The organism is Chryseobacterium sp. 22532 (genome assembly GCF_052044665.1).
Taxonomy (GTDB): domain Bacteria; phylum Bacteroidota; class Bacteroidia; order Flavobacteriales; family Weeksellaceae; genus Chryseobacterium; species Chryseobacterium lathyri.
In genome coordinates, this window is the sequence record NZ_JBQENJ010000003.1 from 444,489 (window position 1) to 466,524 (window position 22,036).

The window sequence follows — 22,036 nt, forward strand, 5'->3', positions numbered from 1 at the left end:
TTAAGTTTTGTGAAAATCTTTGATTTTCATGATGATTAAATTCGTAGGATCAGAATTCCCCTCCTCTGGAGGGGTGGCGAAAATTCATAGAATTTTTGACGGGGTGGTAAATAATCACTCCATACCCTCTACAATATTGATCAATCCCGACATTTTTAAAATGGCTCAGAAATTGTATTAATTTACACATTAAAAAATCTTACTATGAAATCAAGAATATTTAAAGCATTGATTGCCATTATAGCACCTATTGCGATAGAGTATATCGTAAAAAAAATATCTGAGAAATTAGATAAAAAAGAAGAAGATAAAGGAAAAGGACCTAAGCAGATTACTGCTTAAACGTAGAAGTAGTTAGAATTTAATTTTATTGAAAAGAGACTGTCATTAATCATGTACAGTCTCTTTTTTTTGTTCAACAGCTTCAAAATAAAACTTCCAGCGGAAAATCTACGCAAAAACACTGCGCACTACTGCTTTTACTTTGCTTTAAAATTGAATACAATGACACCAAAAATACTAGAGAAAATAAAAGAAATAGAGAAAACACGCGGTGTAGAAGTCCTTTTGGCCGTAGAATCCGGAAGCCGGGCATGGGGTTTTGCCTCTCCGGACAGTGATTATGATATACGCTTTATCTACCGTCATGAAAAAGATTGGTATCTTTCTCCGTGGGATAAGGATGAAACGATAGAGTTTATGACGGAGGACGATCTGGACGGTTCCGGATGGGATTTACGAAAGACTTTTCATTTGTTACTGAAGTCGAATGCAGCTTTACTGAGCTGGTTTTATTCTCCCATCGTTTACAAAAAGGACGACAAGTTTGTGGAGCTTTTCAGGCCTTTAGCGGATGCCTGTTTTTCTCCGATAGCGGTTTCTTTCCACTATCTGAGCATGAGCAAAAAGTATCTGGAAGCCTGCAGAAACGAAGAAATAAAACTGAAAAGCTATTTTTACTGCTTAAGAACGGCACTGACCGGTAAATGGATCATAGAAAAAGGAACGGTTCCTCCAGTTTTATTCAGCGAATTGTTAGTTTTGGTTGATGATTATACCCGAAAAAAGATAGAAGACCTTATCGCTTTAAAAGCTACTAAAGGAGAATCCTACTACCACCCGAATGACTGGAAGCTTTTTGGGTTTTTAGAGAAAACAATACTCGATAATGAAGAAAGAGCAAAGAGTTTGACCGGAGGAAAATCTGATAAAAATGAAATGGAAAGGGTTTTTAGGGAGATATTAAAGGCCTAGAAACTACTACAATGTTTAACTTTAAAGAAAAGGAAGAAACTCATGTATCCAAAGAAAAAAAACAAATTATGACTATTGAATTTCTAAAAACTAATAACTTCATCCTCCTCGAAGCCATCTCCGGAAGCCGCTCTTTCGGGCTGGCCACTGAAAACTCTGACACAGATATCCGTGGGATATATTATCTACCAAAAGAAGACTTCTTCGGTCTGAATTATATCCCGCAGATCTCCAATGAAACCAATGATATTACCTATTATGAGATCGGACGATTTATAGAGCTGTTACAGAAAAACAATCCCAATATTATGGAAGTTCTGGCAAGCCCGGAAGACTGTATCCTCCATAAAGATTCGTTGATAGATCTTCTCCGTCCGGAAGATTTTCTTTCCAAATTGTGTAAGGATACTTTTGCCGGTTATGCCGTTTCTCAGATTAAAAAAGCAAAGGGACTGAATAAAAAAATCCTCAATCCTGTAGAAAAGGAAAGAAAGTCTATTCTTGATTTCTGCTATATCCTTCAGAACGATACTTCTGTTCCATTGAAAAAATGGCTTTCAGATAATGGAAAAATTCAGGAAAAATGTGGATTGGTAAGCATTGATCATACAAAAGGCATGTTTGCTCTTTTTTATGATGAATCGGGAAGTTCAGGTTACAGAGGAATTATTCAGAATGAAGAAGCCAATCAGGTATCCGTATCTTCACTCCCGAAAGGAGAACAGTCTGTTGCCTATTTATTTTGCAATCTGGATGCCTATTCTACGTACTGTAAAGATTACAGGGAATACTGGAAATGGGTTTCCGAGCGCAATGAAGACCGTTATAACGTTAATCAGGAACACGGCCAGAATTATGACAGTAAGAATATGATGCACACTATCCGTTTATTACAGTCCTGCGAGCATATATTCAAAACAAATTCGTTACATATCCGTGTAGACAACAGAGAGGAATTACTTGATATCAAAGCCGGAAACTGGTCCTATGAAGCAGTCATGCAAAAGGCAGAAGATCTGATAAAGTCTATAGAACATGAGTATGCAGCTTCTACCCTTCCCGATTATCCGGATGTAAAAAAGACGGAGAAAATCTTAATAGAGATACGTGAAAACTTATATAGTTAAATCTTAATATTCTTAATAACTAAACTTTACCTTAATGGTTAAATTTTAAAATGTCAGGAATATTAAGGTTATTTTTTCTTTGAAGCTTTGGCTATCGAATTATACTCCAGGCATATTTTAATCCAGTATTCAAAATCATCAGGTTTTTGAAAACCTATAGGTTCCACGTAACAATATCCTTTAAGCTGCTTTCCTTTCATCATCATCGGAAGAAATCCTGCTCTTTCCGAAACCTCCTCTTCCAGATCAGGATGATAACGGCACATCAGGTTATCATGGCTTACATTAATGCACATCTTACCATTCACCAAAAATGATAATCCGCTGAACATTTTCTTTTCGCTGACCTCAATTCCGGCCACTTCAGAAAGCCTTTCCCGGATTCTGTCTGCAAGATCTGTACTGTAAGCCATAAAATAATTTTTAGAATTAAATTTAGCAAAAAACGCGTTAAGAAGGCTTATTTTCATTGTTAATAAACTTAATCATATCTATATAAATAAAATTTTATTTAAAATAATTATTGTTTTACGATAATTAATTATACATTTGCAATACTTAAATAATTATTGCCATGAACCAGACCAAAATTATTTCGAAGATACTTTACTATATCTGCATCCTCTTGTCTGCAGGGTACCTGATCACTTTAGCCTACTCAGTTTTTTGCCTGACTACAGGTTTTTCTGTTACACCTTACAAGAATGATCAATACCTTCATATCAATTATCCTTTTACAGAAAATCCGTTTATGAATATTGAAAACAATAATTCGTATATCATCTTCTCTTTTTTGTTGGTTTTAGTTTCTTACGGAATTTTTTTCTGGCTTTCAGCTTTAGTTTTCAGAGTATTTTTTCAGTCAAAACTGTTTACAAAGGAAAATATACTTCACCTTAAGAGATTTTACATGTATAATATTTTTATTCCACTGCCTGTGGTCATCACGGCAAGCTTTTTTGTGGAGGTCGAAAGTATTGTCTGGGGATTGGTTTTTATCCATTTCATGTTGGGAATTTTCTGTCTGTTTCTTGCAAATATCTTTAAGCAAGGACTACATTTGCAAAACGAACAAGATCTATTTATATAAAATGCCAATTATAGTCAACTTAGATGTCATGCTGGCCAAACGAAAAATGCAGAGTAAGGAATTGGCAGAAAAACTGGGAATCACCCCCGTTAATCTTTCCATTCTTAAAACCGGCAAGGCAAAAGGTGTCCGTTTTGATACCCTGGAAGCCATCTGCAAAATTCTGGAATGCCAACCCGGCGATATTCTTGAGTACCGGGAATAGGTTCGAGTTGCGAGGTTTGAGAGTGAAAAAGTCTTAAATAATCTCTTAATCTTAAAAAAAATCTTGATTCTTGGCTCTTGGCTCTTGATTCTTGATTCTTGATTCTTGACTCTCTCGATAACGTCCCCCTCCATCTTCCTTTTTCATCTTTTTAAGCAACCGTACAGGTCTGCTCTACCCTTCTATTATCCAAACCTTAACCTATGAATACCTTAACAATCAACAATCTCAGCCTTATCTACAAAAATGGATATCAGGCAGTTAAAGACCTATCGCTTGAAATATCAAACGGAATATTCGGTCTGCTTGGACCCAATGGCGCCGGAAAATCATCTTTGATGAAAGCTATTGTAGGATTGCAAAAACCTACTTCCGGAAATATTATTTTTAATGGGACGGATGTTTTAAAAGATCCTGATCATATTAAGCGAAATCTGGGTTTCCTTCCACAGGATTTTGGGGTTTATCCAAAAGTGTCAGCTTATGATCTCCTGGAACATATTGCCATATTAAAGGGAATCACGAACAGTGCAGAACGTAAAAAACAGATCCTGAGCCTGCTTGAAAAAGTTAACCTTTCAGAATTCAGGAAGAAGGAGGTCCATACTTTTTCCGGAGGCATGAAGCAGCGTTTCGGGGTGGCCCAGGCTCTATTGGGAAATCCGAAGATTATTATCGTGGATGAACCTACCGCTGGTCTAGATCCTGAGGAGCGCAACCGTTTCAATGCTCTACTGAATGAAATCAGCCAGGATGTTATTGTAATTCTTTCCACCCATTTGGTGGAGGATGTCAGAAACCTCTGCTCGGAGATGGCAGTCATGAACAAAGGGCAGATCCTCCGGCATGGGAAACCTGCAGTATTGATTTCCGAACTGGAAAACAGGATCTGGTCGAAACCGATCAGCAAAGATGAGCTGGAAAGTTACTATTCAAGCCATGAGATCATCAGCAGGCAGCTGATTGAAAGAGAACTCCACATCACCATATTTTCAGAAGAAAAACCTGAAGATTTTGATCCCGTAAATCCACTGCTGGAACACGTTTACTTCCATACCCTTACCCAAAAACCTTAACTATGAATGCTTTATTTTTATTCGAAGCCGGACGCATTTCCAAGCACTGGCCAGCCTATCTTATAGCCCTGATCCTGGTAAGTACAGGTATATTCTGCGGTAACAAATTCAACCTTACCGTTGGAGACGGGATCTATCTGAATTCACCCTATACCATCGGTTTTATGACAGGAATGCTAAGCCTGTCCATCCTGTTTATGGCTGTAATTTATGCTGTTCAGTTTCTTTTTAAGGATTATGATTCAAAATTTGATCTTGTATTATTTTCATTTCCTTTTTCCAGATGGACTTATCTGAGTGGAAAATTCTTTGTCTATTTTCTGCAGACTTTCCTTAGTTTTTCTTTTTTAATGACAGGCTTTCTCATAGGCCAGGTTCTGCGGACCGGAAGTGAGATGCAGACTTACTTTAATATAGGATATTATCTTTATCCTATGCTGATTTTCGGGTTTATCAACTGTTTTTTTGTATGCAGCTTTCTGTTTTTTGTTTCATTCACGGCTAAGAAAAAACTGCTGGTCGTTGTAGGCGGGCTGCTTTTATATGTATTGTATATGGTTGTTTTGGTCTTTTCCAATTCTCCGTTTATGACAGGAAGCCTACCCCAGTCAATAGAAACACAGCAGCTTTCATCCATTTTGGACCCATTCGGATTATCGTCTTATTTCTTTGAAGCAGGAACATTCTCTTTTCAACAGAAAAACACGCTAATTGTTCCTCTTTCAGGATATTTATTACTTAACAGGGTAATTTATCTACTCACTTCTGCAGTATTTCTTTTACTTACCTACCATTTATTTTCTTTCTCAGATCATTCAAAACAAAAAGTAAAAAAAGCATTACCGGAATCCGAAATCACAAACAGTCCAACATTTTCTTATGTGACATCACAAACAGATTTCGGCCGGAAAAACGCCCTCAGATCGATGCTGTCCTTTGTAAAGATTGATCTGCTCTACCTTTTCAGAGGCATTATCATTCCTTCTGCTTCCATACTTCTGCTTTTCTTTATCGGGATGGAAATGTATGCTGAGATTGAAAAAGGCATCCGTCTTCCACAAAAATATGCGGGATCAGGTCTTATGGCAACAACCATTTCAGAAAATTTTCCTCTGTTCGGCTTTCTCCTTACAGCTTATTTTATCAATGATTTATACTGGAGAAGTCACTCATCAGGTTTTTCACCCATCGAAAACACAACATTTTTTTCGGAAAGCAAACTTATGGGCCATTTTATTTCCATGAGTATTCTTCTTTTTTTCTTTACCGGAATCTTAATAACCGAAGGCATCTTATTTCAGGCATCGTATCATTACCTTCATATCGACTGGAGTGCCTATCTGGGTGTTTTTCTTTTTAATACTTTTCCGTTAATGCTTTTTTCAGGATTGATCCTTTTGGTTAATGCTTGTATCAGAAATAAGTTTATTGCTTTGGGCGTTTCCGTTTTAGCAGTATTCCTTCTGACCGGCCCGGTTTCCGGTAAAATACTTCCTTATCCTCTTTTCAGAATATTTTCAGATTTTAAAGGGACTTACAGTGATTTTAACGGATATGGACCTTACGTTCTTGCTTTTGCAGAAAGACTTTTATTCAGTTCCGGAATTATTGCATTTCTTTGGATGATCAATAGAATTTTCAGAACTAAAAAGCTCAGCACTATTGTTCTTATTGCCAGTATTCTATTGCTCTCGTCAGGGATTTTTTCCGGTATATTTTTCACGAAAGGTTATATCCCTGAAAATGAAGAAAAAGCATTAACAGAAGCTATCCGGTACGAAAAAGCGTTTAAGAAATATGAAAACCTGCCACAGCCTGAAATTTCAGATGTTATCACCGAAATCAGGTTGTATCCTTCAGAAAATGCATACGAGATCATTGGAAAATATACTTTGGTCAACTTTACCGATCAGCAGATCAATAAAATCCTCATCAATTTTAACCCTGATCTCAAATTAGAATCCGCTGTTTTTCAATCCGGATCCGAATCTCTGAGAATTAATAAAAATATATCGGAAGTTGAATTAAACCAACCAATGAAACCCAACGGAACCGCTCATCTTGAATTCAAACTATCTTATAAATGGTATGCCGTAAACGGGCATCAGTCTTTCAATGCAATCATAGGCAACGGTTCTTTTATGAGGATTAGCAGATATTATCCGGTGATCGGATACCAGAAATCAGAAGAAATTCAGGATGAAAAGCTCAGAAAAGAAAATCGTCTCGGAAAACTGGACGCATTGAAAAAAACAGAAGCCCCTGAAGTCTTTAAAAAGGATTTTATTAATTTGAACATGATCATTTCTACAGAAGGAAGCCAGACCGCAATAGGCACAGGGGATCTGGTTAGAAAATGGACAAAATCAGGACGCAGCTATTTTCAGTACAAGGCAGGAAATATTCCGTTCCGGTTTGCCGTCTCTTCGGCAGATTATACCATGAAAAGTGTTTTATACAAAGGAATTACAGTGAATATATTTTATCAGAAAAACCATTTTGAAAATACAGATCATCTCCTTGAAAATGCAAAAATTACATTGGATTACTGTACAAAGAACTTTGGAAAATATCCGTTCAAAACAGTCAGTTTTGCTGAAATTTCATCTTTTACCAGAGGATTTGCAGCTACCGCTTATCCGTCTGCTGTTTTTATGCCTGAGGATATGATTTTCCATGCCAATATTCATGCAGATAAGAAGCAGGATGTGATCAACGAACTTGCCGGGCACGAGCTTTCCCATCTGTGGTGGGGAAATAACCAGATTGATCCTGATGACAGGGAAGGCGCAGTAATGCTTACCGAAACACTCGCTATGTACACCGAAATGATGCTCTACAAAAAAATGCACGGCAGAGAAAAAATGTTGGAAAGAATAAAAATGCACCAGCAGATCTACGACAGTGAAAAAGGTTTTTCTGAAAATATTCCGATTTATAAAGTAACGGGAGACACCACTCATATATCTTATTCAAAAGGGGCTGTGGCCATGGTAAAATTAAGTGAACTGATCGGGGAAGAAAAAGTAAATAAAGCGTTAAAGAATTTTCTACAGAACAATCAGTACCCTAAAAAACCTTCTTCTCTGGATCTACTCAATGAATTTTATAAAGTCTGCCCTGATGAAGCCACAAGAAAGCAGGTTGACCTATTATTTAAAACCATATAAATCATTCACCAACAAAACTTTACACAAACATCTGCTTAATCTGCGAGAGATTAAAATATTTTTTCGCAGATTGAGCAGATTTCTTTTTTCTACTATTCAAACTGTATGACTTCAAGTTTCTTCAACCTAATTTTTTTCAATCAGGGAATATCAGCTGAAGAAAAATAGAACAATTCAGCTCCGCTCCGCCCAGCGAAATCCTCATTAATTAATCGTAGGAATATGAGTTGTAATGATATACATGTAATGCAAAAAAAAAATCCCTCAAAAAATTGAGGGATTTATTATATCTAAAGATTTTGATTAAGCTTCAGAAGAAGGATTTTGATCTCCGGCAGGTTTTTCCCCTTCCGGTCTTGTATTCTCTTCTCTTCTTGACGGTCTGTCAGGTCTACCCTGTCCTTCCGGTCTTCTGTCACCTTGTGGTCTGTCCTGTCCTTCTGGTCTTGGTTTAGATTCAGGTCTTGCAGGTCTTGGTAAAAGAACTTTTCTTGAAAGTTTCATTTTCTTACGGTCATCGTAACCCATGAACTTCACTTCTACTTCGTCACCTTCGTTATAAGGTACCTTATCCAGACGAGCCCACTCAATTTCAGAAATATGAAGAAGTCCTTCAGTTCCTTTTGCAATGGCTACGAAAGCTCCGAAATCCATTACTTTTACCACTTTTCCTTGGTATACTTCACCTACTACAGGTACAAATGTAATCTCGTTGATTCTGGCGATTGCTGCATTGATTTTCTCTCTGCTTACACCAGAAATCTCAATTCTTCCGATTTCTCCTACTTCTTCAATAGCAATAACAGTATCTGTATCTTTTTGAAGTTGTTGAATGATTTTTCCACCAGGCCCGATCACAGCACCAATGAAATCTTTAGAGATCTCAAGCATTACCATTTTCGGAGCGTGTGGTTTCACATCTTCTCTTGGAGCAGAAATAGTTTCATTTAATTTATCTAAGATATGAAGTCTTCCGTTTCTTGCCTGTAGAAGAGCTTTTTCCATGATATCCATAGAAAGCCCCTGGATCTTGATATCCATCTGACAAGCCGTGATACCGTCTGCAGTACCTGTAACTTTAAAGTCCATGTCTCCCAGGTGATCTTCATCTCCTAAGATATCAGAAAGAACAGTGAATTTTCCTGTTTTAACGTCTGTTACCAATCCCATTGCAATCCCGGAAACAGGTTTTGCAATCTGAATACCAGCATCCATCAATGCTAAAGTTCCTGCACAAACAGTTGCCATAGAAGATGAACCGTTTGATTCTAAAATATCAGAAACGATACGGATCGTGTAAGGGTTTTCTTCAGGAATCATGTTTGCTAAAGCTCTCTGAGCCAGATTTCCATGTCCTACTTCTCTTCTTGAAGTTCCTCTTAAAGGTCTTGCTTCACCCGTTGAGAACGGCGGGAAGTTATAATGTAAGAAAAATCTTTCGTCATAGTTTACCATCACGCTGTCTACCATGTTCGCATCTTTCACTGAACCTAACGTTACCGCTGTTAAAGACTGAGTTTCACCTCTTGTAAAGATTGCAGAACCGTGAGCTCCCGGTAAATAATCAATTTCGCTCCAGATTGGACGAATCGTTTCAGGATCACGACCATCAAGACGGATTTTATCATTCAAAATCATCTGACGCATCGCTTCTTTTTCCACATCGTGGTAATATACTTTAGCGAAAGGTGTTACTCTTTCTAATTCTTCAGCATTATCAACATATTGAGCTAAAAATTCATCCAGAACAGCTTTGAATTTTTCACCTCTTTCTTCTTTTCCTGAAGGAGTTTTCGCTACCTCGTATACTTTATCATATGTTTCTTTCCACACTTTCTCACGGATAGCTTCATCGTGATTTTCGTGGCTGTATTCTCTTTTTGGGAATGATTTACCTACCTTTTCAGCTAATCTTTCCTGAGCTTCAACTTGTTTTTTGATTTCTACGTGAGCGAATTGGATAGCTTCAAGCATTTCCTGCTCAGAGATTTCTTTCATTTCCCCTTCTACCATTACGATAGAATCTTTAGTTGCTCCCACCATGATGTCAAGGTCAGCAATTTTAAGATCTTCAAATTTAGGGTTGATAGAAAGCTCACCGTTGATTCTTACGACTCTTACTTCAGACATTGGCCCGTTGAAAGGAATATCTGTAATAGCAATCGCTGCAGATGCTGCAAGACCTGCTAAATCGTCAGGAATCGACTGTCCGTCATAAGAAATTAATGAAATCATTACCTGAACTTCAGCATGGAAATCTTCTGGGAATAATGGTCTAAGAACTCTGTCTACCAAACGCATTGTTAAGATCTCCTGATCTGACGGTCTGGCCTCTCTTCTAAAAAAGTTTCCAGGAATTTTTCCTCCTGCGTAGAATTTTTCTCTGTAATCTACAGTTAAGGGTAGAAAATCTACTCCGTCTTTTGCTTCTTTACTGGCTACAACAGTTGCTAAAAGCATTGTTCCACCCATTTTTACGACTACAGAACCATCAGCCTGTTTTGCTAATTTTCCTGTTTCAATTGTGATTTCTCTGCCGTCTGCAAGAATAATCGTTTCTGTAATTGCTTGAGGTATACTCATAAATTGTTTTGTGTTGCACTCCGTATTGAGTGCTTTAATTATTGATATTTCGTCTAAATTTTCGTGTGCAAATATACCATATAATAATGAGATATTAAATTTTCAGTCTCAGAAATACTACTCAGAATCGTAAGATTTCCCTTCCTTTTTTATCAAAGATGTAAAAATTACTGACGGTATATTTGAACCTATTCATGATTCAGAATGATAAAAAATGTTTTTTTAAAGAAAATTGATTATTAAATCCTGTTGTTTTCGTATTATTGTCTCAAAAAGTGTAAATAATATTTTCATATCGGAAAAGTTGATTTATTTACATAAAAAACATTGAAAAAGTTGCAGAAAAACACTTTGCTAGCTTATATTTGTCCTGCTTCTCAAATATAGATGTACGAGGAAAATCAACTGAGAGAATTTAATTCTTTTCAAATTAAATAAATGTTTATGATCAATAAAGAAGTAAAAACACAGAGCAGGAATTACACCATTCCTTTAATTACAATTACTTTGCTCTTTTTTATGTGGGGATTCATTACCTGTATGAATGATATCCTGATCCCCTATCTGAAACAGCTTTTCAAGCTCACCTTTTTCGAATCGATGCTGGTACAGTTCTGTTTTTTCGGAGCGTATTTTATTGGTTCTCTGATCTATTTTCTAATCTCCATTTCAAAGGGAGACCCTATTAATAAAGCAGGCTACAAGAAAGGAATCATGTTCGGTATTTTTCTGGCCGCCTTTGGATGTGTCTTATTTTATCCGGCTGCGACTTTTTCTTATTATCCTTTATTTCTTGGAGCTTTATTTATTCTGGGACTAGGCTTTACCGTGCTTCAGATCACGGCTAATGCTTATGTTTCATTACTCGGCAGCGAAGAATCTGCTTCCAGCCGACTGAATATGACCCAGGCTTTCAATGCTTTCGGAACCACGATTGCACCGGTTCTTGGGGGCCATCTGATCTTTGAATTTTTCTCGGCTCCGGACGGCTCGTTCAGTGCTGTGGCGACAAGAATTCCTTACCTGATCTTTGCAGGAATCCTGTTATTGGTCGCATTACTGATTTCCCGAGTGAAACTGCCTTCTTTCCAGACCCAGGAAGAAGAGATCGTAAAAGGCTGGGGTGCTCTTCAGTTCAGCCATCTGAAATTCGGCGTTTTTGCCATGTTCTGCTATGTAGGGGGAGAAGTAGCAGTGGGAAGCTTTATCATCAGCTTTCTGGAACAGCCTCAGATCATGGGCTTTAATGAGATCATCAGCAAAAATTATCTTTCTCTTTATTGGGGCGGAGCAATGATCGGGCGTTTTTTAGGGGCAATTTCTTTAAATCAATCATTAAGCCAGGGGAAAAAAGCAGTCTATATGCTGGGTGCAGCTGCTGCTGTTTTCCTGGTTATTTTCAGTATTGTGGACCTAAGCTTTGCACAAATCAGCTTTTTCCTTGTATTTATTGTACTTAACTTTATTGCTTTCTTTATTGGTAAGGCAGCTCCGGCAAGGACATTATCTATTTTTGCCGGCATTAATGTCATTCTTCTTATCTCTGCAATGGTTAATCATGGTGAATTGGCCATGTACAGCATTTTGGGAATCGGGATCTTTAACTCAATTATGTTTTCCAATATTTATACTCTGGCTATTTCAGGTTTGGGTAAATACACCAGCCAGGGATCATCTTTGGTGGTAATGGCTATATTGGGTGGTGCTATCGTTCCTATTTTCCAGGGCTACCTTGCCGATCAGTTGGGAGTGCAGCATTCATTTATCATTCCGGTATTCTGTTATCTGGTGATTCTTGTATTTGGGGCTTATTGCAGCAAATATTTAGGGCATGTGGAAAGCACTGACGCAAAATCGGGACATTAAAGAATTATTTTTATACAGAATTTTAAATTCATAATTTAAAGTGAGATGTTTAAAAACGTCTCACTTTTGTTTTTAAATACAATTTAAGCTGTAACTTTTACATTGAATCAGACACCTATCAAATAATCAATATTTTTGTCATGAAGATTCAATTACAGCTGGAATATTTTGCTTTTTTAATGCTGGGAATATTTGCTTTTAGCCAGACTGGCCTTTCCTGGTGGTGGTTTGCCGGACTATTCCTGGCTCCGGACATTTCCATGCTGGGATATACTGTAAACAATAAAATTGGCGCTTTTTGCTATAATCTTTTCCATCATTTGGGTGTTGCTCTTATGGTGTACCTTGTGGGAACAGCATTAGCACTTCCCTATTTACAGATGATTGGGGCTATTTTATTTGCGCATTCAGCCTTCGACAGAATATTAGGCTATGGACTGAAGTATCCTGACAGTTTTCAGAATACACATTTGGGAAAAATCGGAAAAGACAAAAAATAAGAACACAAAAAAAGCAACTCCTTTCGAAGTTGCTTTTATTTGAAAATCTCTGTAGATTATTTTCTTAAACCTAGTTCAGCAATGATAGCTCTGTATCTTGTAATATCCTTTTTCTTAAGATAATCCAATAAGCTTTTTCTTTTACCTACCAATTTCACTAGAGATCTCTCTGTGTTGAAATCGTGACGGTTAGCTTTTAGGTGCTGAGATAAGTGGTTGATTCTGAAAGTGAAAAGAGCTACTTGTCCTTCAGCACTTCCTGTGTCCTGTGCAGATTTTCCATGTTTTGCGAAAATTTCTGCTTTTTTTTCTGTTGTTAAGTACATTCCAATATTGTTTAATGATTATTATGTAACGGGTGCAAAATTACGACTATTTTTTGATTCTGCAAACATTATCGATTTCATTTATTGAATTTGATAGAAAAAAATGTTAAAAATTTCTTAATAAATTGTATGTCATCCGGTGAAAAGGCAGTAATTTTGCATACGAATTACACAATGAGAAAATTTATATTCTTTACAGCTCTTGGAACTTTTTTATTGGTCGGTGTTATTTCGGTAAAAGCACAGAAAAATGCTGACAACAAGACAAAAAAAATCCTATACTTCAATCCCGAGGTAGAACCTGATATTGAGGAAATCAAAGAGCCTACAAACCTGGCGTTCTTCAGTGCTGTTTCCGATAATTTCAGCGGGAGAAAGAATAAAGTACTCAGAGCCGAGGTGCAGATCCCTTTTGACAGTGTTGAAAAACAAACCATCACCGATTACTGTGTCAATAACGACGCTGATTTTGCTATTGTTCCTAAAGTAAGGTATTTCAAAGTAGGCATCGGTAAATATGTGTTTTCCAACCAGGTTGTAGTAAGCATGAAGCTTTTTGATGCAGGAGGAAATCTGGTTACAGAAACCGATTATGACACTTACCAGAAAAATATGCGCCTTCTAGGTTCCACAGAAAATTCTATTAAAATAGGAACTGATGGTGCGATCAAGGGTATTTTGAAAAAACTCAGAAAACTTAAATCCGGGGCTGGAGCAGAGCTTTAAAGTGAATGGTGAATTTTGCTACGCAAGTCAATTGTTAATGGGTAAGCTAAGCAGTTGAATTTCACCATTGACGATTCACTATTCACAAATTATATCTCTGATGGTCAATTGGGAATTTTGCTGCACAAGTCAATAGTCAATTGATGTATTAAGCAGTTGAATTTCACCATTGACGATTCACTATTCACAAACTATAGCTCTAATGGTCAATTGTGAATTTTGCTGCGCAAGTCAATTGATGTGTTAAGTAGTTAACTATTCACAAACTATATCTCTGATGGTGAATTTTGCTGCGCAAGTCAATTGATGTGTTAAGCAGTTAAATTTCACCATTGACGATTCACTATTCACAAATCAATCACTATTTTTAATGGTCATTGGTCAATTTGCTCCGCTATCAATTTTTAGCACATAATTAATTTCAGAACTAACGATTCACTTGCGTAGCAAAACTCACCATTCATCATTCACTTCCCCAACGTTTTTTTCTATTTACACTTTTTAATAAAAACTGATAAACATCCAGAACAAACTGATTACTAGATAAATATTTTCACCAATAGATGAATAATTAAATATTTTTTACTATTTTAGTTTTACAAATTAAAACTTATATAATATGAAAAATTTAAAGAAGCTCAACAGAGAGCAACAAAAACAAATTAATGGAGGAGCTATTAACAGATGTAACAATACCAACAGACCCTGCTCTATAGGATGGTGCTGCAACGGAGTATGCTCACCTTATGCATGTATTGATCCTGAGCTATAAGTATTAGATCTTTTATCTTAATGATTAAATCTATTGATATGAAAAATCTAAAGAAATTAAACAGAGAGCAGCAAAGCCAGATCAATGGCGGGACTATCGCAAGATGCAGTTTAACCAGACCATGCACCGTTGGATGGTGTTGTGATGGAGTATGTAGCCCACAGGCATGTATTGAATTCTAAAAGCCTTATCTTTTATTGAACTAAAAAATATTTATCATGAAAAATTTAAAGAAACTCAACAGAGAACAGCAAAGAAAAATCAACGGAGGAGCTATTGAAAGATGCAGCGCAACCAGACCATGTTTTATTGGTTTCTGCTGCCGGGGAGTGTGCATGGAATACGACTGTATTGAAGAATAAATCAGTTTTTTACTTAATACAAGATATCCATGAAGAATATAAAAAAGCTCACCAGAAAAGAACAGCTGACGATCAACGGCAGCGGACTGGGCAAAAAATGCCAGGACCACACTCAGTGTGGATTTGGGGAATGCTGTGACGGAGGCATGTGTATGCCTTCTCCATACCCTTTATGCGGACCTATTCTTGAATAATATAGGTATTTATGAATTAAATTTAATTTTTGAACATCCGCTCCGGCGGGTGTTTTTTGTTTCTAAAAAACATTCTAATTCATTTTAAGCTTTAATTAATCCTTAATTTTGCCGCTTTCCTTCATAGTCTTAAATTTTTGAATTATTTTTGCATATCCAAAAAATTCACGTTTTGAATTCCAGAGACGAACTTATCTTTAATCCTGCCGATATCGCCGAAACTCTCAGCAACCTTCCTGCTGACGAGAGGCTTTTGGCATTTTTAAAAGTTCCGAAAGAATATAAAGCGGAAGTTTTTTCCCATCTTGATCCTGATTTCCAGGAAGAAACGATCAGAAGTATCGGAAGCGAAGAAGTTTCAGAAATCCTGAACGGAATGACTCCGGATGACAGAACCTCTCTTTTTGAGGACTTTCCGGATGAGCTGATCAAGTATTCCATCAATCACCTTAATCCTCAGGAAAGAAGGATTGCCCTGAAGCTTCTTGGCTATGACTCAGACTCTATTGCCCGTCTGATGACGCCTTATTACATCCAGATCCGTAAAGAATGGACGGTAAAAAGATGTCTTCAGCAGATTAAAAAGGTCGGTAAAAGAGTGGAAACCATGAACCACCTGTATGTAGTGGATGAAAGAAACCGACTGATTGATGATATTGCTTTAGGAAGCCTTCTTTTGGCTGAGGAAGATACTTTGATCTCGGACTTGACCGACAATCATTTCGTTGCGATAACCACCGTTACTTCGAAAGAAGATGCGGTAACGTATTTTGAAAAATATGACCGGACTGCTCTTCCCATCATTACAGAAGCCGGCGTTCTTGTAGGTATTGTAACGATTGATGATATCCTCGACCAGATCGAACAGCAGAATACGGAAGATATCCAGAAATTCGGGGGTCTTGAAGCTTTGGATGATCCTTATACGCAAACTTCTCTGGTGGAGATGATCAAAAAAAGAGGAACATGGCTGATCATTCTTTTCTTCTCAGAAATGCTGACTGCTTCTGCGATGGGTTATTTTGAGGATGAAATTCAGAAAGCTGTTGTATTGGCTTTATTTGTTCCGCTAATTATTTCCAGTGGAGGAAATTCCGGCTCTCAGGCAGCAACTCTTATTATCCGGGCTATGGCTCTTCAGGAAATTGGTCTGAAAGACTGGTGGTATGTCATGAAAAAAGAAATCTTTACCGGGCTGGCTCTGGGTGGTATTCTTGGTGTGATCGGCTTTTTAAGGATTATGGTGTGGCATGAAGCAGGATTCTTCAATTATGGAATGTATTGGCCATACGTAGGTTTAAGTGTTGGTGTTTCTCTCGTGATGATTGTTCTTTGGGGAACACTCTCAGGATCTATGGTTCCTTTTATACTGAAAAAGCTGAACCTAGACCCTGCTACTTCTTCCGCTCCATTTGTCGCCACTCTGGTAGATGTTACCGGGCTTATTATTTATTTTTCTGTAGCCGGGCTTTTCCTGACAGGAAAACTTTTGTAATTTAGGCAGAGAAAGTCTGAATATGAAAGTTGTTTCTTTAGTTCCCTCTATTACAGAGGCGTTATTTGATCTTGATCTTAGTGAAAATGAAGTGATCGGGAGAACAAAATTCTGTATCCACCCTGAAAACAAAGTAAAAAATGTTCCGGTTATTGGTGGAACAAAAAATATCAATATTGATAAGATCAGGGCATTGCAGCCGGATCTCATTCTGGCCAATAAAGAGGAAAATATCAAAGAGCAGGTAGAAACACTGATGGATGATTTTAAAGTCATCGTGACTAATGTGGAGACCATTGAAGATAATTATTACCTTCTTAAAACACTCGGGAATCTTTTTAATAAAGAAGAAAGGGCACAACAGTTCAATCTTAAGATTTATGAGGTCCTGGAACAAGCAAAACTCAATTCAACAATAAAAGCAGCTTATCTTATCTGGAAAAATCCTTATATGACCATTGGTTCGGATACTTTTATACACAGAATTCTGTCAGAGATTGGTTTTGAAAATATTTTTAAAAACAGAACCCGTTATCCTGAGATTCAAATGGAAGATCTTGCTGAAGCGGAAGTCATTATGCTTTCTTCGGAACCTTTCCCTTTCAAAGAAAAACATATTGAGGAGATGAAGGCTTTTTATCCTGACAAAAAGATCATGATCGTGGATGGAGAGGCATTTTCATGGTACGGAACGCATATTGCAAAATGCGGGGATTATTTTAAAGAATTACAAGCTGAAATCCATGCAATGCAGCGTTAATTTTAACCACAAAAGGGGTAAAAGTTTTAAACACTTAAGTTTTTTATAAGTTGTAATAAAAGCTGCATAGAAGAGCACTTAAGTTCTCTGAAAATCTTGATTTTCATACGGACGAAAATTTGTCTGAGGGTTCAGAATTCCCCTTCTCTAGAGGGGTGGCGAAAATTCAAAGAATTTTTGACGGGTGGTCAAAAAGAATATCCATATTTCTCAGCAATCTCTTGAACCAATCAACTTGATGGGTTCGGAAACCTCAGCCACCAATTGTATTTAAATGCAACAAAAAAGCCCCAATTTACACCGGAGCTTGTATTTTATCTGTAGAATTGAAATTTCAATTACAAAATCTTTGACACCTCATTACAAAGCCATTCCAAAAGTTCACGGTCCTGAGCAGTAAATGGGTCTACAGTATGGGAATCGATATCAATCTGACCCACATTCTGCCCGTCTTTGAAAATCGGTACCACAATCTCAGCTTTCGTATCAATAGAGCAGCTCAGATAATTGCTTTCCTGATGAACATCCGGAACTACGAATGTCTCATTGGAAACAGCAACCTGTCCGCAGATCCCTTTTCCGTAAGGAATGATAGTATGATCGGTAGGTGCTCCTACGTAAGGACCGAGTTTCAGCTCATCTTTATCCCCATTTTTAAAGTAGAATCCTGTCCAGTTGAAGTAGGAGATTTCCTGGTCCAGCAGGTGACATACCTTCTCAAGCTTTTCTTCTGTATTATGTTTTGGACTTTCAAGAATGGAAGAAAGTCTTTTCTTTATTTCTGACATTTTATTTTGTTTTAGGAGAATTGTTTGAAGGAAAGCTCTTCTTTATAGCCGAACATTCCACGTTCTTTTATCATTTCTGCCACACCTTCAGGAACCTGGTTTTCCCAGCCTTTAACACAGCATGCAATTTTTCTTAATATTTCTCTGGAATAAATCTCCAGGAACTCCGGATTATGATTGGTAATATCTACAATACGGTTGTTGTGCTTGAAATATTTGTAAAGTTCTTTTAAGTTTTCTTCTACTTTAAGGTTTGAAGAATCCAGTAATTCATGGGTTTCAGGATCTTTGTAAGGGTAAAGGTACACCCTCATCCCGTTTCTGAAGAATTTTCCGAATGCTTCAAGAATTCCACCTGAAAGATCTTTGTAATATTTCTCGTCAAATACCATCAGAAGGTTATTCACACCCATTGCAACACCAATATCTCCGCTCGTATAGGAAGCAAAATAATCGATCAGCCTGTAGTATTCCGAGAAGTTGGAAATAATAACGGTATATCCCAGTTTACCGAGAATATCCACCCTGTCCATAAAATCTCTCTCATCAATATCACCATCTGCCCGAAGGTTTGAAATGGTGATCTCAATAAGCACTTCTGTTTCTTCATGAGTACAGGTTGCATCTTTCTGGAACATCTCAAGGCCGTTTTTAAGCATATCGATGTTCACTTTCGTTACGGGTCTAAAACTTCCTCTTACCGCGAATATATTTTTCTTGTATAAAACATCGGCAGGCAGCATATTGCTCCCCTGGGAATTGAAAATCACCGCATCTGTCATTCCGTGCTTCACAAGCTGCAATGACATTAGCCTGTTATCAACATAGTCAAAAGCAGGACCACTGAAATCGATCATATCAATTTCAAGACCGTCTTTTGCAATGTCATCGTATAAAGATTCGATTAAATTTCTTGGATTGTCATAGTAATGGAAAGCTCCGAAAATAAGGTTTACTCCAAGGTTTCCTAAAGTTTCCTGCTGTAAGGTAGCATCATTTTCCTTAAATTTTACGTGGATCACGATCTCATTATAATCTTCGTTTTCCTTTGTCTGGAATCGGATTCCAACCCAGCCGTGGCCTTTAAGTGTTTTATCGAAATTAATGGTAGTTACCGTGTTTGCATAAGAGAAAAATTTTCTGTTGGGGTTATTTTCCCTTGAAATCCTTTCTTCAATTAACGCAACTTCATAACGGAGCATTTTACGAAGTCTGTTCTGAGTAACATACCTGTTTTTTGCTTCTTTTCCGTAAATGGCATCACTAAAATCTTTGTCATAAGCAGACATCGCCTTAGCAATTGTACCCGAAGCCCCTCCTGCTCTAAAAAAGTGACGAACAGTCTCCTGCCCTGCTCCAATCTCTGCGAAAGTACCATAAATAGTAGGATCTAGATTAATTGTTAATGCTTTTTGTTTAGGAGTTAGTTTCTGATACATTAGGACGTGAAATTTTTCGTAAATTTACCAAAATTAAACCAACCTCAAAAGAAAATGAAGTTGAAATTTTTAGGAACCGGTACTTCCCAGGGTGTGCCCGTTATAGGCTGTACATGCGAGGTATGTACTTCCAAAAATCCCAAAGACAGGCGTTTCCGCTCTTCAGTAATGATTACTACTGAGGAAAGTAAAAAAATACTCATCGACTGCGGTCCGGATTTCAGGGAACAGATGCTTCTCAACCACGAAAACACTGTAGATATTGCTCTTTTTACCCATGAACATAATGACCATGTGATCGGGCTTGATGATATGCGTCCGCTGATCTTTAAAAGCGGAAAAAACATGCCTATTTACTGCTTCCACAGAGTTGGACATGAGATTAAAAACCGTTTTCCTTATGCCTTCGCTGATATAAGATATCCGGGAGCGCCGGCTTTTGATCTCCACGAAATTGAAAATAAACCTTTCCACGTTTTAGATACCGAAATCACGCCTGTTGAAGTAATTCATTATGAAATTACGGTCTTCGGATATAAATTTAAAAACCTTGCCTACATTACGGATGCCAATTTTATTTCGGATATAGAAAAGGAGAAACTGCAGAATCTGGATGTACTAGTTTTAAACTGCATCAGAAAATTCGATCCGCATCCAGCTCATTTTATCCTTCCTGACGTCATTGCCCTGTTTAAGGAGCTTAAGCCTAAAAAATTATTTTTAACTCACATCAGCCATCATCTTGGGCTGCATGATATTGAAGATAAGGATCTTCCGGAGGGAATGCATCTGGCCTATGATGGTTTGGAAATAGAATTTTAAAATTTTTCTCTTAAAAAGCTTTTGAACATTAAAAAAAGTTTCTATATTTGCACACCAATTTAACACTTGCCCAGGTGGCGGAATTGGTAGACGCGCTGGTCTCAAACACCAGTTCTTAGGAGTACCGGTTCGATCCCGGTCCTGGGTACTAAAAACCTCTGGAATCATTTGATTCTCAGAGGTTTTTTATTAAATTAAAAAATTAGCTCTTCCTGCAATCACCATTTTATTTTCGGCAGTACTTTTTTTATTTCTTTTGCGATATTATTTCCTGCTTTTCCCAGCTCGTTTCCGACATTGGTAAAGACCTTTACCGCTTCATGGTTTTTACCCGGACCATACTGAATGTCGTGGACAGTATTGTTCCATGTTTTCACGATGTCATTATTAGGACCAAATTGATTCTGTAGCTCTAAACCAATTTTATTCAAACCTTTTACAATGTCATTATTTTTACCAAAGCAACCGGAATCTCCGCCTACTCCATTGGTAAGGCATTTATCCAGCTCTCTTGACATCAGCTGCCCACCGGCACAACCGGCAAAAACATAAGGCTGCCCGCCTGACGTTACAGCACACTGCACTACGATCTGAGATTCTGTATTCATATTAAGCCTGCTTGCTCCATAACACATGGCTGTATTCATAAAGTTCACCTGTCCAAAACTGCCCTGCTGCTGCACGCAGGAAAGAAGCTTTTGAAGCTCAGGATCCGAGGATTCACCTGCCAGGCATAGCGGATATTTACTATAGTCGTTTCCATACTGCTTATAACATTTCAGCAGAGAGCCAGATATTCTTCTTTCATTTGTACCTCCCATAGTACCAACAAGACATAAAGCCTGCTCTTCCGGTGTTGAAGCATTTTTAACACAGTTATAAATTTCATTCTCCTTTTTTCCGGCCATATTTTCAATCATGCAATCGCCAAATTTCTGTTGGTCCAGGGTACCATTAAAACCAACTGACCGGTCGTAACAGTTTTTAGCAGTCTGCTCGTTTGTGATCATCAGATTACCATACGGATTGTTGATGTCTATAATCTGCTCCGGTAAAGGCTGGAAACCGTTCGCTGTCTGAATACCGACATTAGGGTTGTATACCGGCGGAACGTAATTAATCATCGGATTGGGTGGTGGCTGAATGTCTGAATAACCAATAATCCTGGCCCCCTGGATATAATCAATCTCAATAACATTCCTGTTGTAATCCAGGAAAAAAGCTTTTTGGTACGGATTGGCAGCCGGCAGCCTTAAATACATCATTCCGGACGGATCACGATACGCCATGCCTCTATTCATGGGGTTGCCATCTTGCACCGTCATTCCGTCACTATATAAAACAAAGCTCTGCTGGTGCGCCTGGTCATAAATACGGCCAACAGGAGCCGGCTGTGAATACAGGCTGGTAAACAGAACGAGCAAAAAAAAACTTACGACAATCTTCAACTTTTTTAAATGTAGTGTTTTCATGATAATTTT

At 37.7% G+C, this 22,036-nt stretch carries 23 protein-coding genes and 1 tRNA gene; 18 read left to right on the forward strand and 6 right to left on the reverse strand.

Annotated elements, in window-relative coordinates; genetic code table 11:
• The first annotated feature begins 204 nt into the window (after nucleotides 1-204).
• The 3 genes from ACTJIV_RS09835 (at nucleotide 205) to ACTJIV_RS09845 (ending at nucleotide 2,381) form a co-directional block, all read left to right on the forward strand.
• Entirely contained in the window at nucleotides 205-342 is a 138-nt protein-coding gene (locus ACTJIV_RS09835; RefSeq protein ID WP_165570718.1) for a hypothetical protein, read from the forward strand.
• Nucleotides 343-504: 162 nt separating this feature from the next.
• A complete protein-coding gene (locus tag ACTJIV_RS09840) occupies nucleotides 505-1,254 on the forward strand; it encodes a nucleotidyltransferase domain-containing protein (protein ID WP_440627146.1) in 750 nt (249 codons plus the stop codon).
• Between the two features lie 68 nt (nucleotides 1,255-1,322).
• Nucleotides 1,323-2,381 (forward strand): nucleotidyltransferase domain-containing protein, encoded by a 1,059-nt coding sequence (locus ACTJIV_RS09845; protein WP_440627148.1) that lies wholly within the window; start codon nucleotides 1,323-1,325, stop codon nucleotides 2,379-2,381.
• Nucleotides 2,382-2,449: 68 nt separating this feature from the next.
• On the opposite strand, the gene ACTJIV_RS09850 is transcribed toward ACTJIV_RS09845, so the two are convergent.
• Nucleotides 2,450-2,794 carry a TfoX/Sxy family protein gene (locus ACTJIV_RS09850; RefSeq protein ID WP_440627150.1) on the reverse strand — a complete coding sequence of 115 codons (345 nt, stop codon included), beginning with the start codon at nucleotides 2,792-2,794 and terminating at the stop codon, nucleotides 2,450-2,452.
• A gap of 161 nt (nucleotides 2,795-2,955) precedes the next feature.
• On the opposite strand from ACTJIV_RS09850, the gene ACTJIV_RS09855 reads away from it, so the two are divergent.
• From ACTJIV_RS09855 to ACTJIV_RS09870, 4 genes are all read left to right on the forward strand, one after another.
• Nucleotides 2,956-3,471, forward strand: coding sequence for a DUF2975 domain-containing protein (locus tag ACTJIV_RS09855; RefSeq protein ID WP_440627152.1), 516 nt, complete (start codon nucleotides 2,956-2,958; stop codon nucleotides 3,469-3,471).
• A 1-nt stretch (nucleotide 3,472) separates the two neighbouring features.
• Complete coding sequence (locus ACTJIV_RS09860; protein WP_040995723.1) at nucleotides 3,473-3,676, forward strand: helix-turn-helix domain-containing protein; 204 nt, start codon at nucleotides 3,473-3,475, stop codon at nucleotides 3,674-3,676.
• A gap of 203 nt (nucleotides 3,677-3,879) precedes the next feature.
• Nucleotides 3,880-4,752 carry an ABC transporter ATP-binding protein gene (locus tag ACTJIV_RS09865; protein ID WP_440627155.1) on the forward strand — a complete coding sequence of 291 codons (873 nt, stop codon included), beginning with the start codon at nucleotides 3,880-3,882 and terminating at the stop codon, nucleotides 4,750-4,752.
• A 2-nt stretch (nucleotides 4,753-4,754) separates the two neighbouring features.
• Nucleotides 4,755-7,922 (forward strand): M1 family aminopeptidase, encoded by a 3,168-nt coding sequence (locus ACTJIV_RS09870; RefSeq protein WP_440627157.1) that lies wholly within the window; start codon nucleotides 4,755-4,757, stop codon nucleotides 7,920-7,922.
• Between the two features lie 303 nt (nucleotides 7,923-8,225).
• On the opposite strand, the gene ACTJIV_RS09875 is transcribed toward ACTJIV_RS09870, so the two are convergent.
• Nucleotides 8,226-10,505, reverse strand: coding sequence for a polyribonucleotide nucleotidyltransferase (locus tag ACTJIV_RS09875; RefSeq protein WP_440627159.1), 2,280 nt, complete (start codon nucleotides 10,503-10,505; stop codon nucleotides 8,226-8,228).
• 444 nt (nucleotides 10,506-10,949) lie between these two features.
• Between ACTJIV_RS09875 and ACTJIV_RS09880 the strand changes: the two genes are divergently transcribed.
• Nucleotides 10,950-12,371, forward strand: coding sequence for a sugar MFS transporter (locus ACTJIV_RS09880; protein ID WP_440627161.1), 1,422 nt, complete (start codon nucleotides 10,950-10,952; stop codon nucleotides 12,369-12,371).
• Nucleotides 12,372-12,511: 140 nt separating this feature from the next.
• Nucleotides 12,512-12,871 carry a DUF4260 domain-containing protein gene (locus tag ACTJIV_RS09885; protein ID WP_440627163.1) on the forward strand — a complete coding sequence of 120 codons (360 nt, stop codon included), beginning with the start codon at nucleotides 12,512-12,514 and terminating at the stop codon, nucleotides 12,869-12,871.
• 56 nt (nucleotides 12,872-12,927) lie between these two features.
• Here ACTJIV_RS09885 and rpsO read toward each other — a convergent pair whose 3' ends face one another.
• Entirely contained in the window at nucleotides 12,928-13,197 is a 270-nt protein-coding gene (gene rpsO, locus ACTJIV_RS09890) for a 30S ribosomal protein S15 (RefSeq protein ID WP_034704056.1), read from the reverse strand.
• A 174-nt stretch (nucleotides 13,198-13,371) separates the two neighbouring features.
• On the opposite strand from rpsO, the gene ACTJIV_RS09895 reads away from it, so the two are divergent.
• From ACTJIV_RS09895 to ACTJIV_RS09925, 7 genes are all read left to right on the forward strand, one after another.
• The gene (locus tag ACTJIV_RS09895) at nucleotides 13,372-13,923 is read left to right on the forward strand and encodes a pyruvate decarboxylase (protein ID WP_440627166.1); all 552 of its coding nucleotides are present in this window, start codon (nucleotides 13,372-13,374) and stop codon (nucleotides 13,921-13,923) included.
• Nucleotides 13,924-14,542: 619 nt separating this feature from the next.
• Nucleotides 14,543-14,695: a bacteriocin-like protein gene (locus ACTJIV_RS09900; RefSeq protein ID WP_156122694.1), complete on the forward strand. Its 153-nt coding sequence runs from the start codon at nucleotides 14,543-14,545 to the stop codon at nucleotides 14,693-14,695.
• A 38-nt stretch (nucleotides 14,696-14,733) separates the two neighbouring features.
• Nucleotides 14,734-14,877 carry a bacteriocin-like protein gene (locus ACTJIV_RS09905; protein WP_157963374.1) on the forward strand — a complete coding sequence of 48 codons (144 nt, stop codon included), beginning with the start codon at nucleotides 14,734-14,736 and terminating at the stop codon, nucleotides 14,875-14,877.
• Between the two features lie 36 nt (nucleotides 14,878-14,913).
• Nucleotides 14,914-15,057: a bacteriocin-like protein gene (locus tag ACTJIV_RS09910; RefSeq protein ID WP_157963373.1), complete on the forward strand. Its 144-nt coding sequence runs from the start codon at nucleotides 14,914-14,916 to the stop codon at nucleotides 15,055-15,057.
• A gap of 29 nt (nucleotides 15,058-15,086) precedes the next feature.
• Nucleotides 15,087-15,251 (forward strand): hypothetical protein, encoded by a 165-nt coding sequence (locus ACTJIV_RS09915; RefSeq protein ID WP_157963372.1) that lies wholly within the window; start codon nucleotides 15,087-15,089, stop codon nucleotides 15,249-15,251.
• Nucleotides 15,252-15,423: 172 nt separating this feature from the next.
• Nucleotides 15,424-16,746, forward strand: a complete 1,323-nt coding sequence (gene mgtE / locus ACTJIV_RS09920) for a magnesium transporter (RefSeq protein ID WP_111956094.1) — start codon at nucleotides 15,424-15,426, stop codon at nucleotides 16,744-16,746.
• Nucleotides 16,747-16,768: 22 nt separating this feature from the next.
• Nucleotides 16,769-17,506 carry an ABC transporter substrate-binding protein gene (locus ACTJIV_RS09925; RefSeq protein WP_440627169.1) on the forward strand — a complete coding sequence of 246 codons (738 nt, stop codon included), beginning with the start codon at nucleotides 16,769-16,771 and terminating at the stop codon, nucleotides 17,504-17,506.
• Nucleotides 17,507-17,844: 338 nt separating this feature from the next.
• On the opposite strand, the gene ACTJIV_RS09930 is transcribed toward ACTJIV_RS09925, so the two are convergent.
• Together ACTJIV_RS09930 and ACTJIV_RS09935 are read right to left on the reverse strand one after the other, a co-directional pair.
• Entirely contained in the window at nucleotides 17,845-18,294 is a 450-nt protein-coding gene (locus tag ACTJIV_RS09930) for a GAF domain-containing protein (RefSeq protein WP_111956090.1), read from the reverse strand.
• Between the two features lie 11 nt (nucleotides 18,295-18,305).
• Nucleotides 18,306-19,733, reverse strand: a complete 1,428-nt coding sequence (locus tag ACTJIV_RS09935; RefSeq protein ID WP_111956088.1) for a TonB-dependent receptor — start codon at nucleotides 19,731-19,733, stop codon at nucleotides 18,306-18,308.
• Between the two features lie 54 nt (nucleotides 19,734-19,787).
• Here ACTJIV_RS09935 and ACTJIV_RS09940 point away from each other — a divergent pair, with 54 nt between their 5' ends.
• Together ACTJIV_RS09940 and ACTJIV_RS09945 are read left to right on the forward strand one after the other, a co-directional pair.
• Nucleotides 19,788-20,555, forward strand: coding sequence for an MBL fold metallo-hydrolase (locus ACTJIV_RS09940; protein ID WP_440627172.1), 768 nt, complete (start codon nucleotides 19,788-19,790; stop codon nucleotides 20,553-20,555).
• Between the two features lie 68 nt (nucleotides 20,556-20,623).
• Nucleotides 20,624-20,703: transfer RNA gene (locus ACTJIV_RS09945), tRNA-Leu, on the forward strand.
• Nucleotides 20,704-20,773: 70 nt separating this feature from the next.
• Here the strand turns inward: ACTJIV_RS09945 and ACTJIV_RS09950 are convergent.
• A complete protein-coding gene (locus ACTJIV_RS09950) occupies nucleotides 20,774-22,027 on the reverse strand; it encodes a hypothetical protein (protein ID WP_440627174.1) in 1,254 nt (417 codons plus the stop codon).
• Nucleotides 22,028-22,036 lie beyond the last annotated feature (9 nt).

What these genes read in the sequence shown, in the direction of transcription:
- ACTJIV_RS09915 (WP_157963372.1), top strand. Translation starts at nt 15,087, where the DNA reads ATGAAGAATATAAAAAAGCTCACCAGAAAAGAACAGCTGACGATCAAC.
- ACTJIV_RS09845 (WP_440627148.1), top strand. Translation starts at nt 1,323, where the DNA reads ATGACTATTGAATTTCTAAAAACTAATAACTTCATCCTCCTCGAAGCC.
- ACTJIV_RS09865 (WP_440627155.1), top strand. Translation starts at nt 3,880, where the DNA reads ATGAATACCTTAACAATCAACAATCTCAGCCTTATCTACAAAAATGGA.
- ACTJIV_RS09860 (WP_040995723.1), top strand. Translation starts at nt 3,473, where the DNA reads ATGCCAATTATAGTCAACTTAGATGTCATGCTGGCCAAACGAAAAATG.
- ACTJIV_RS09885 (WP_440627163.1), top strand. Translation starts at nt 12,512, where the DNA reads ATGAAGATTCAATTACAGCTGGAATATTTTGCTTTTTTAATGCTGGGA.
- ACTJIV_RS09950 (WP_440627174.1), bottom strand. Translation starts at nt 22,027, where the DNA reads ATGAAAACACTACATTTAAAAAAGTTGAAGATTGTCGTAAGTTTTTTT.
- ACTJIV_RS09895 (WP_440627166.1), top strand. Translation starts at nt 13,372, where the DNA reads ATGAGAAAATTTATATTCTTTACAGCTCTTGGAACTTTTTTATTGGTC.
- ACTJIV_RS09940 (WP_440627172.1), top strand. Translation starts at nt 19,788, where the DNA reads ATGAAGTTGAAATTTTTAGGAACCGGTACTTCCCAGGGTGTGCCCGTT.
- ACTJIV_RS09870 (WP_440627157.1), top strand. Translation starts at nt 4,755, where the DNA reads ATGAATGCTTTATTTTTATTCGAAGCCGGACGCATTTCCAAGCACTGG.
- ACTJIV_RS09880 (WP_440627161.1), top strand. Translation starts at nt 10,950, where the DNA reads ATGATCAATAAAGAAGTAAAAACACAGAGCAGGAATTACACCATTCCT.
- ACTJIV_RS09905 (WP_157963374.1), top strand. Translation starts at nt 14,734, where the DNA reads ATGAAAAATCTAAAGAAATTAAACAGAGAGCAGCAAAGCCAGATCAAT.
- ACTJIV_RS09855 (WP_440627152.1), top strand. Translation starts at nt 2,956, where the DNA reads ATGAACCAGACCAAAATTATTTCGAAGATACTTTACTATATCTGCATC.
- ACTJIV_RS09875 (WP_440627159.1), bottom strand. Translation starts at nt 10,505, where the DNA reads ATGAGTATACCTCAAGCAATTACAGAAACGATTATTCTTGCAGACGGC.
- ACTJIV_RS09930 (WP_111956090.1), bottom strand. Translation starts at nt 18,294, where the DNA reads ATGTCAGAAATAAAGAAAAGACTTTCTTCCATTCTTGAAAGTCCAAAA.
- ACTJIV_RS09900 (WP_156122694.1), top strand. Translation starts at nt 14,543, where the DNA reads ATGAAAAATTTAAAGAAGCTCAACAGAGAGCAACAAAAACAAATTAAT.
- ACTJIV_RS09910 (WP_157963373.1), top strand. Translation starts at nt 14,914, where the DNA reads ATGAAAAATTTAAAGAAACTCAACAGAGAACAGCAAAGAAAAATCAAC.
- ACTJIV_RS09835 (WP_165570718.1), top strand. Translation starts at nt 205, where the DNA reads ATGAAATCAAGAATATTTAAAGCATTGATTGCCATTATAGCACCTATT.
- rpsO (WP_034704056.1), bottom strand. Translation starts at nt 13,197, where the DNA reads ATGTACTTAACAACAGAAAAAAAAGCAGAAATTTTCGCAAAACATGGA.
- ACTJIV_RS09935 (WP_111956088.1), bottom strand. Translation starts at nt 19,733, where the DNA reads ATGTATCAGAAACTAACTCCTAAACAAAAAGCATTAACAATTAATCTA.
- ACTJIV_RS09850 (WP_440627150.1), bottom strand. Translation starts at nt 2,794, where the DNA reads ATGGCTTACAGTACAGATCTTGCAGACAGAATCCGGGAAAGGCTTTCT.
- ACTJIV_RS09840 (WP_440627146.1), top strand. Translation starts at nt 505, where the DNA reads ATGACACCAAAAATACTAGAGAAAATAAAAGAAATAGAGAAAACACGC.
- ACTJIV_RS09925 (WP_440627169.1), top strand. Translation starts at nt 16,769, where the DNA reads ATGAAAGTTGTTTCTTTAGTTCCCTCTATTACAGAGGCGTTATTTGAT.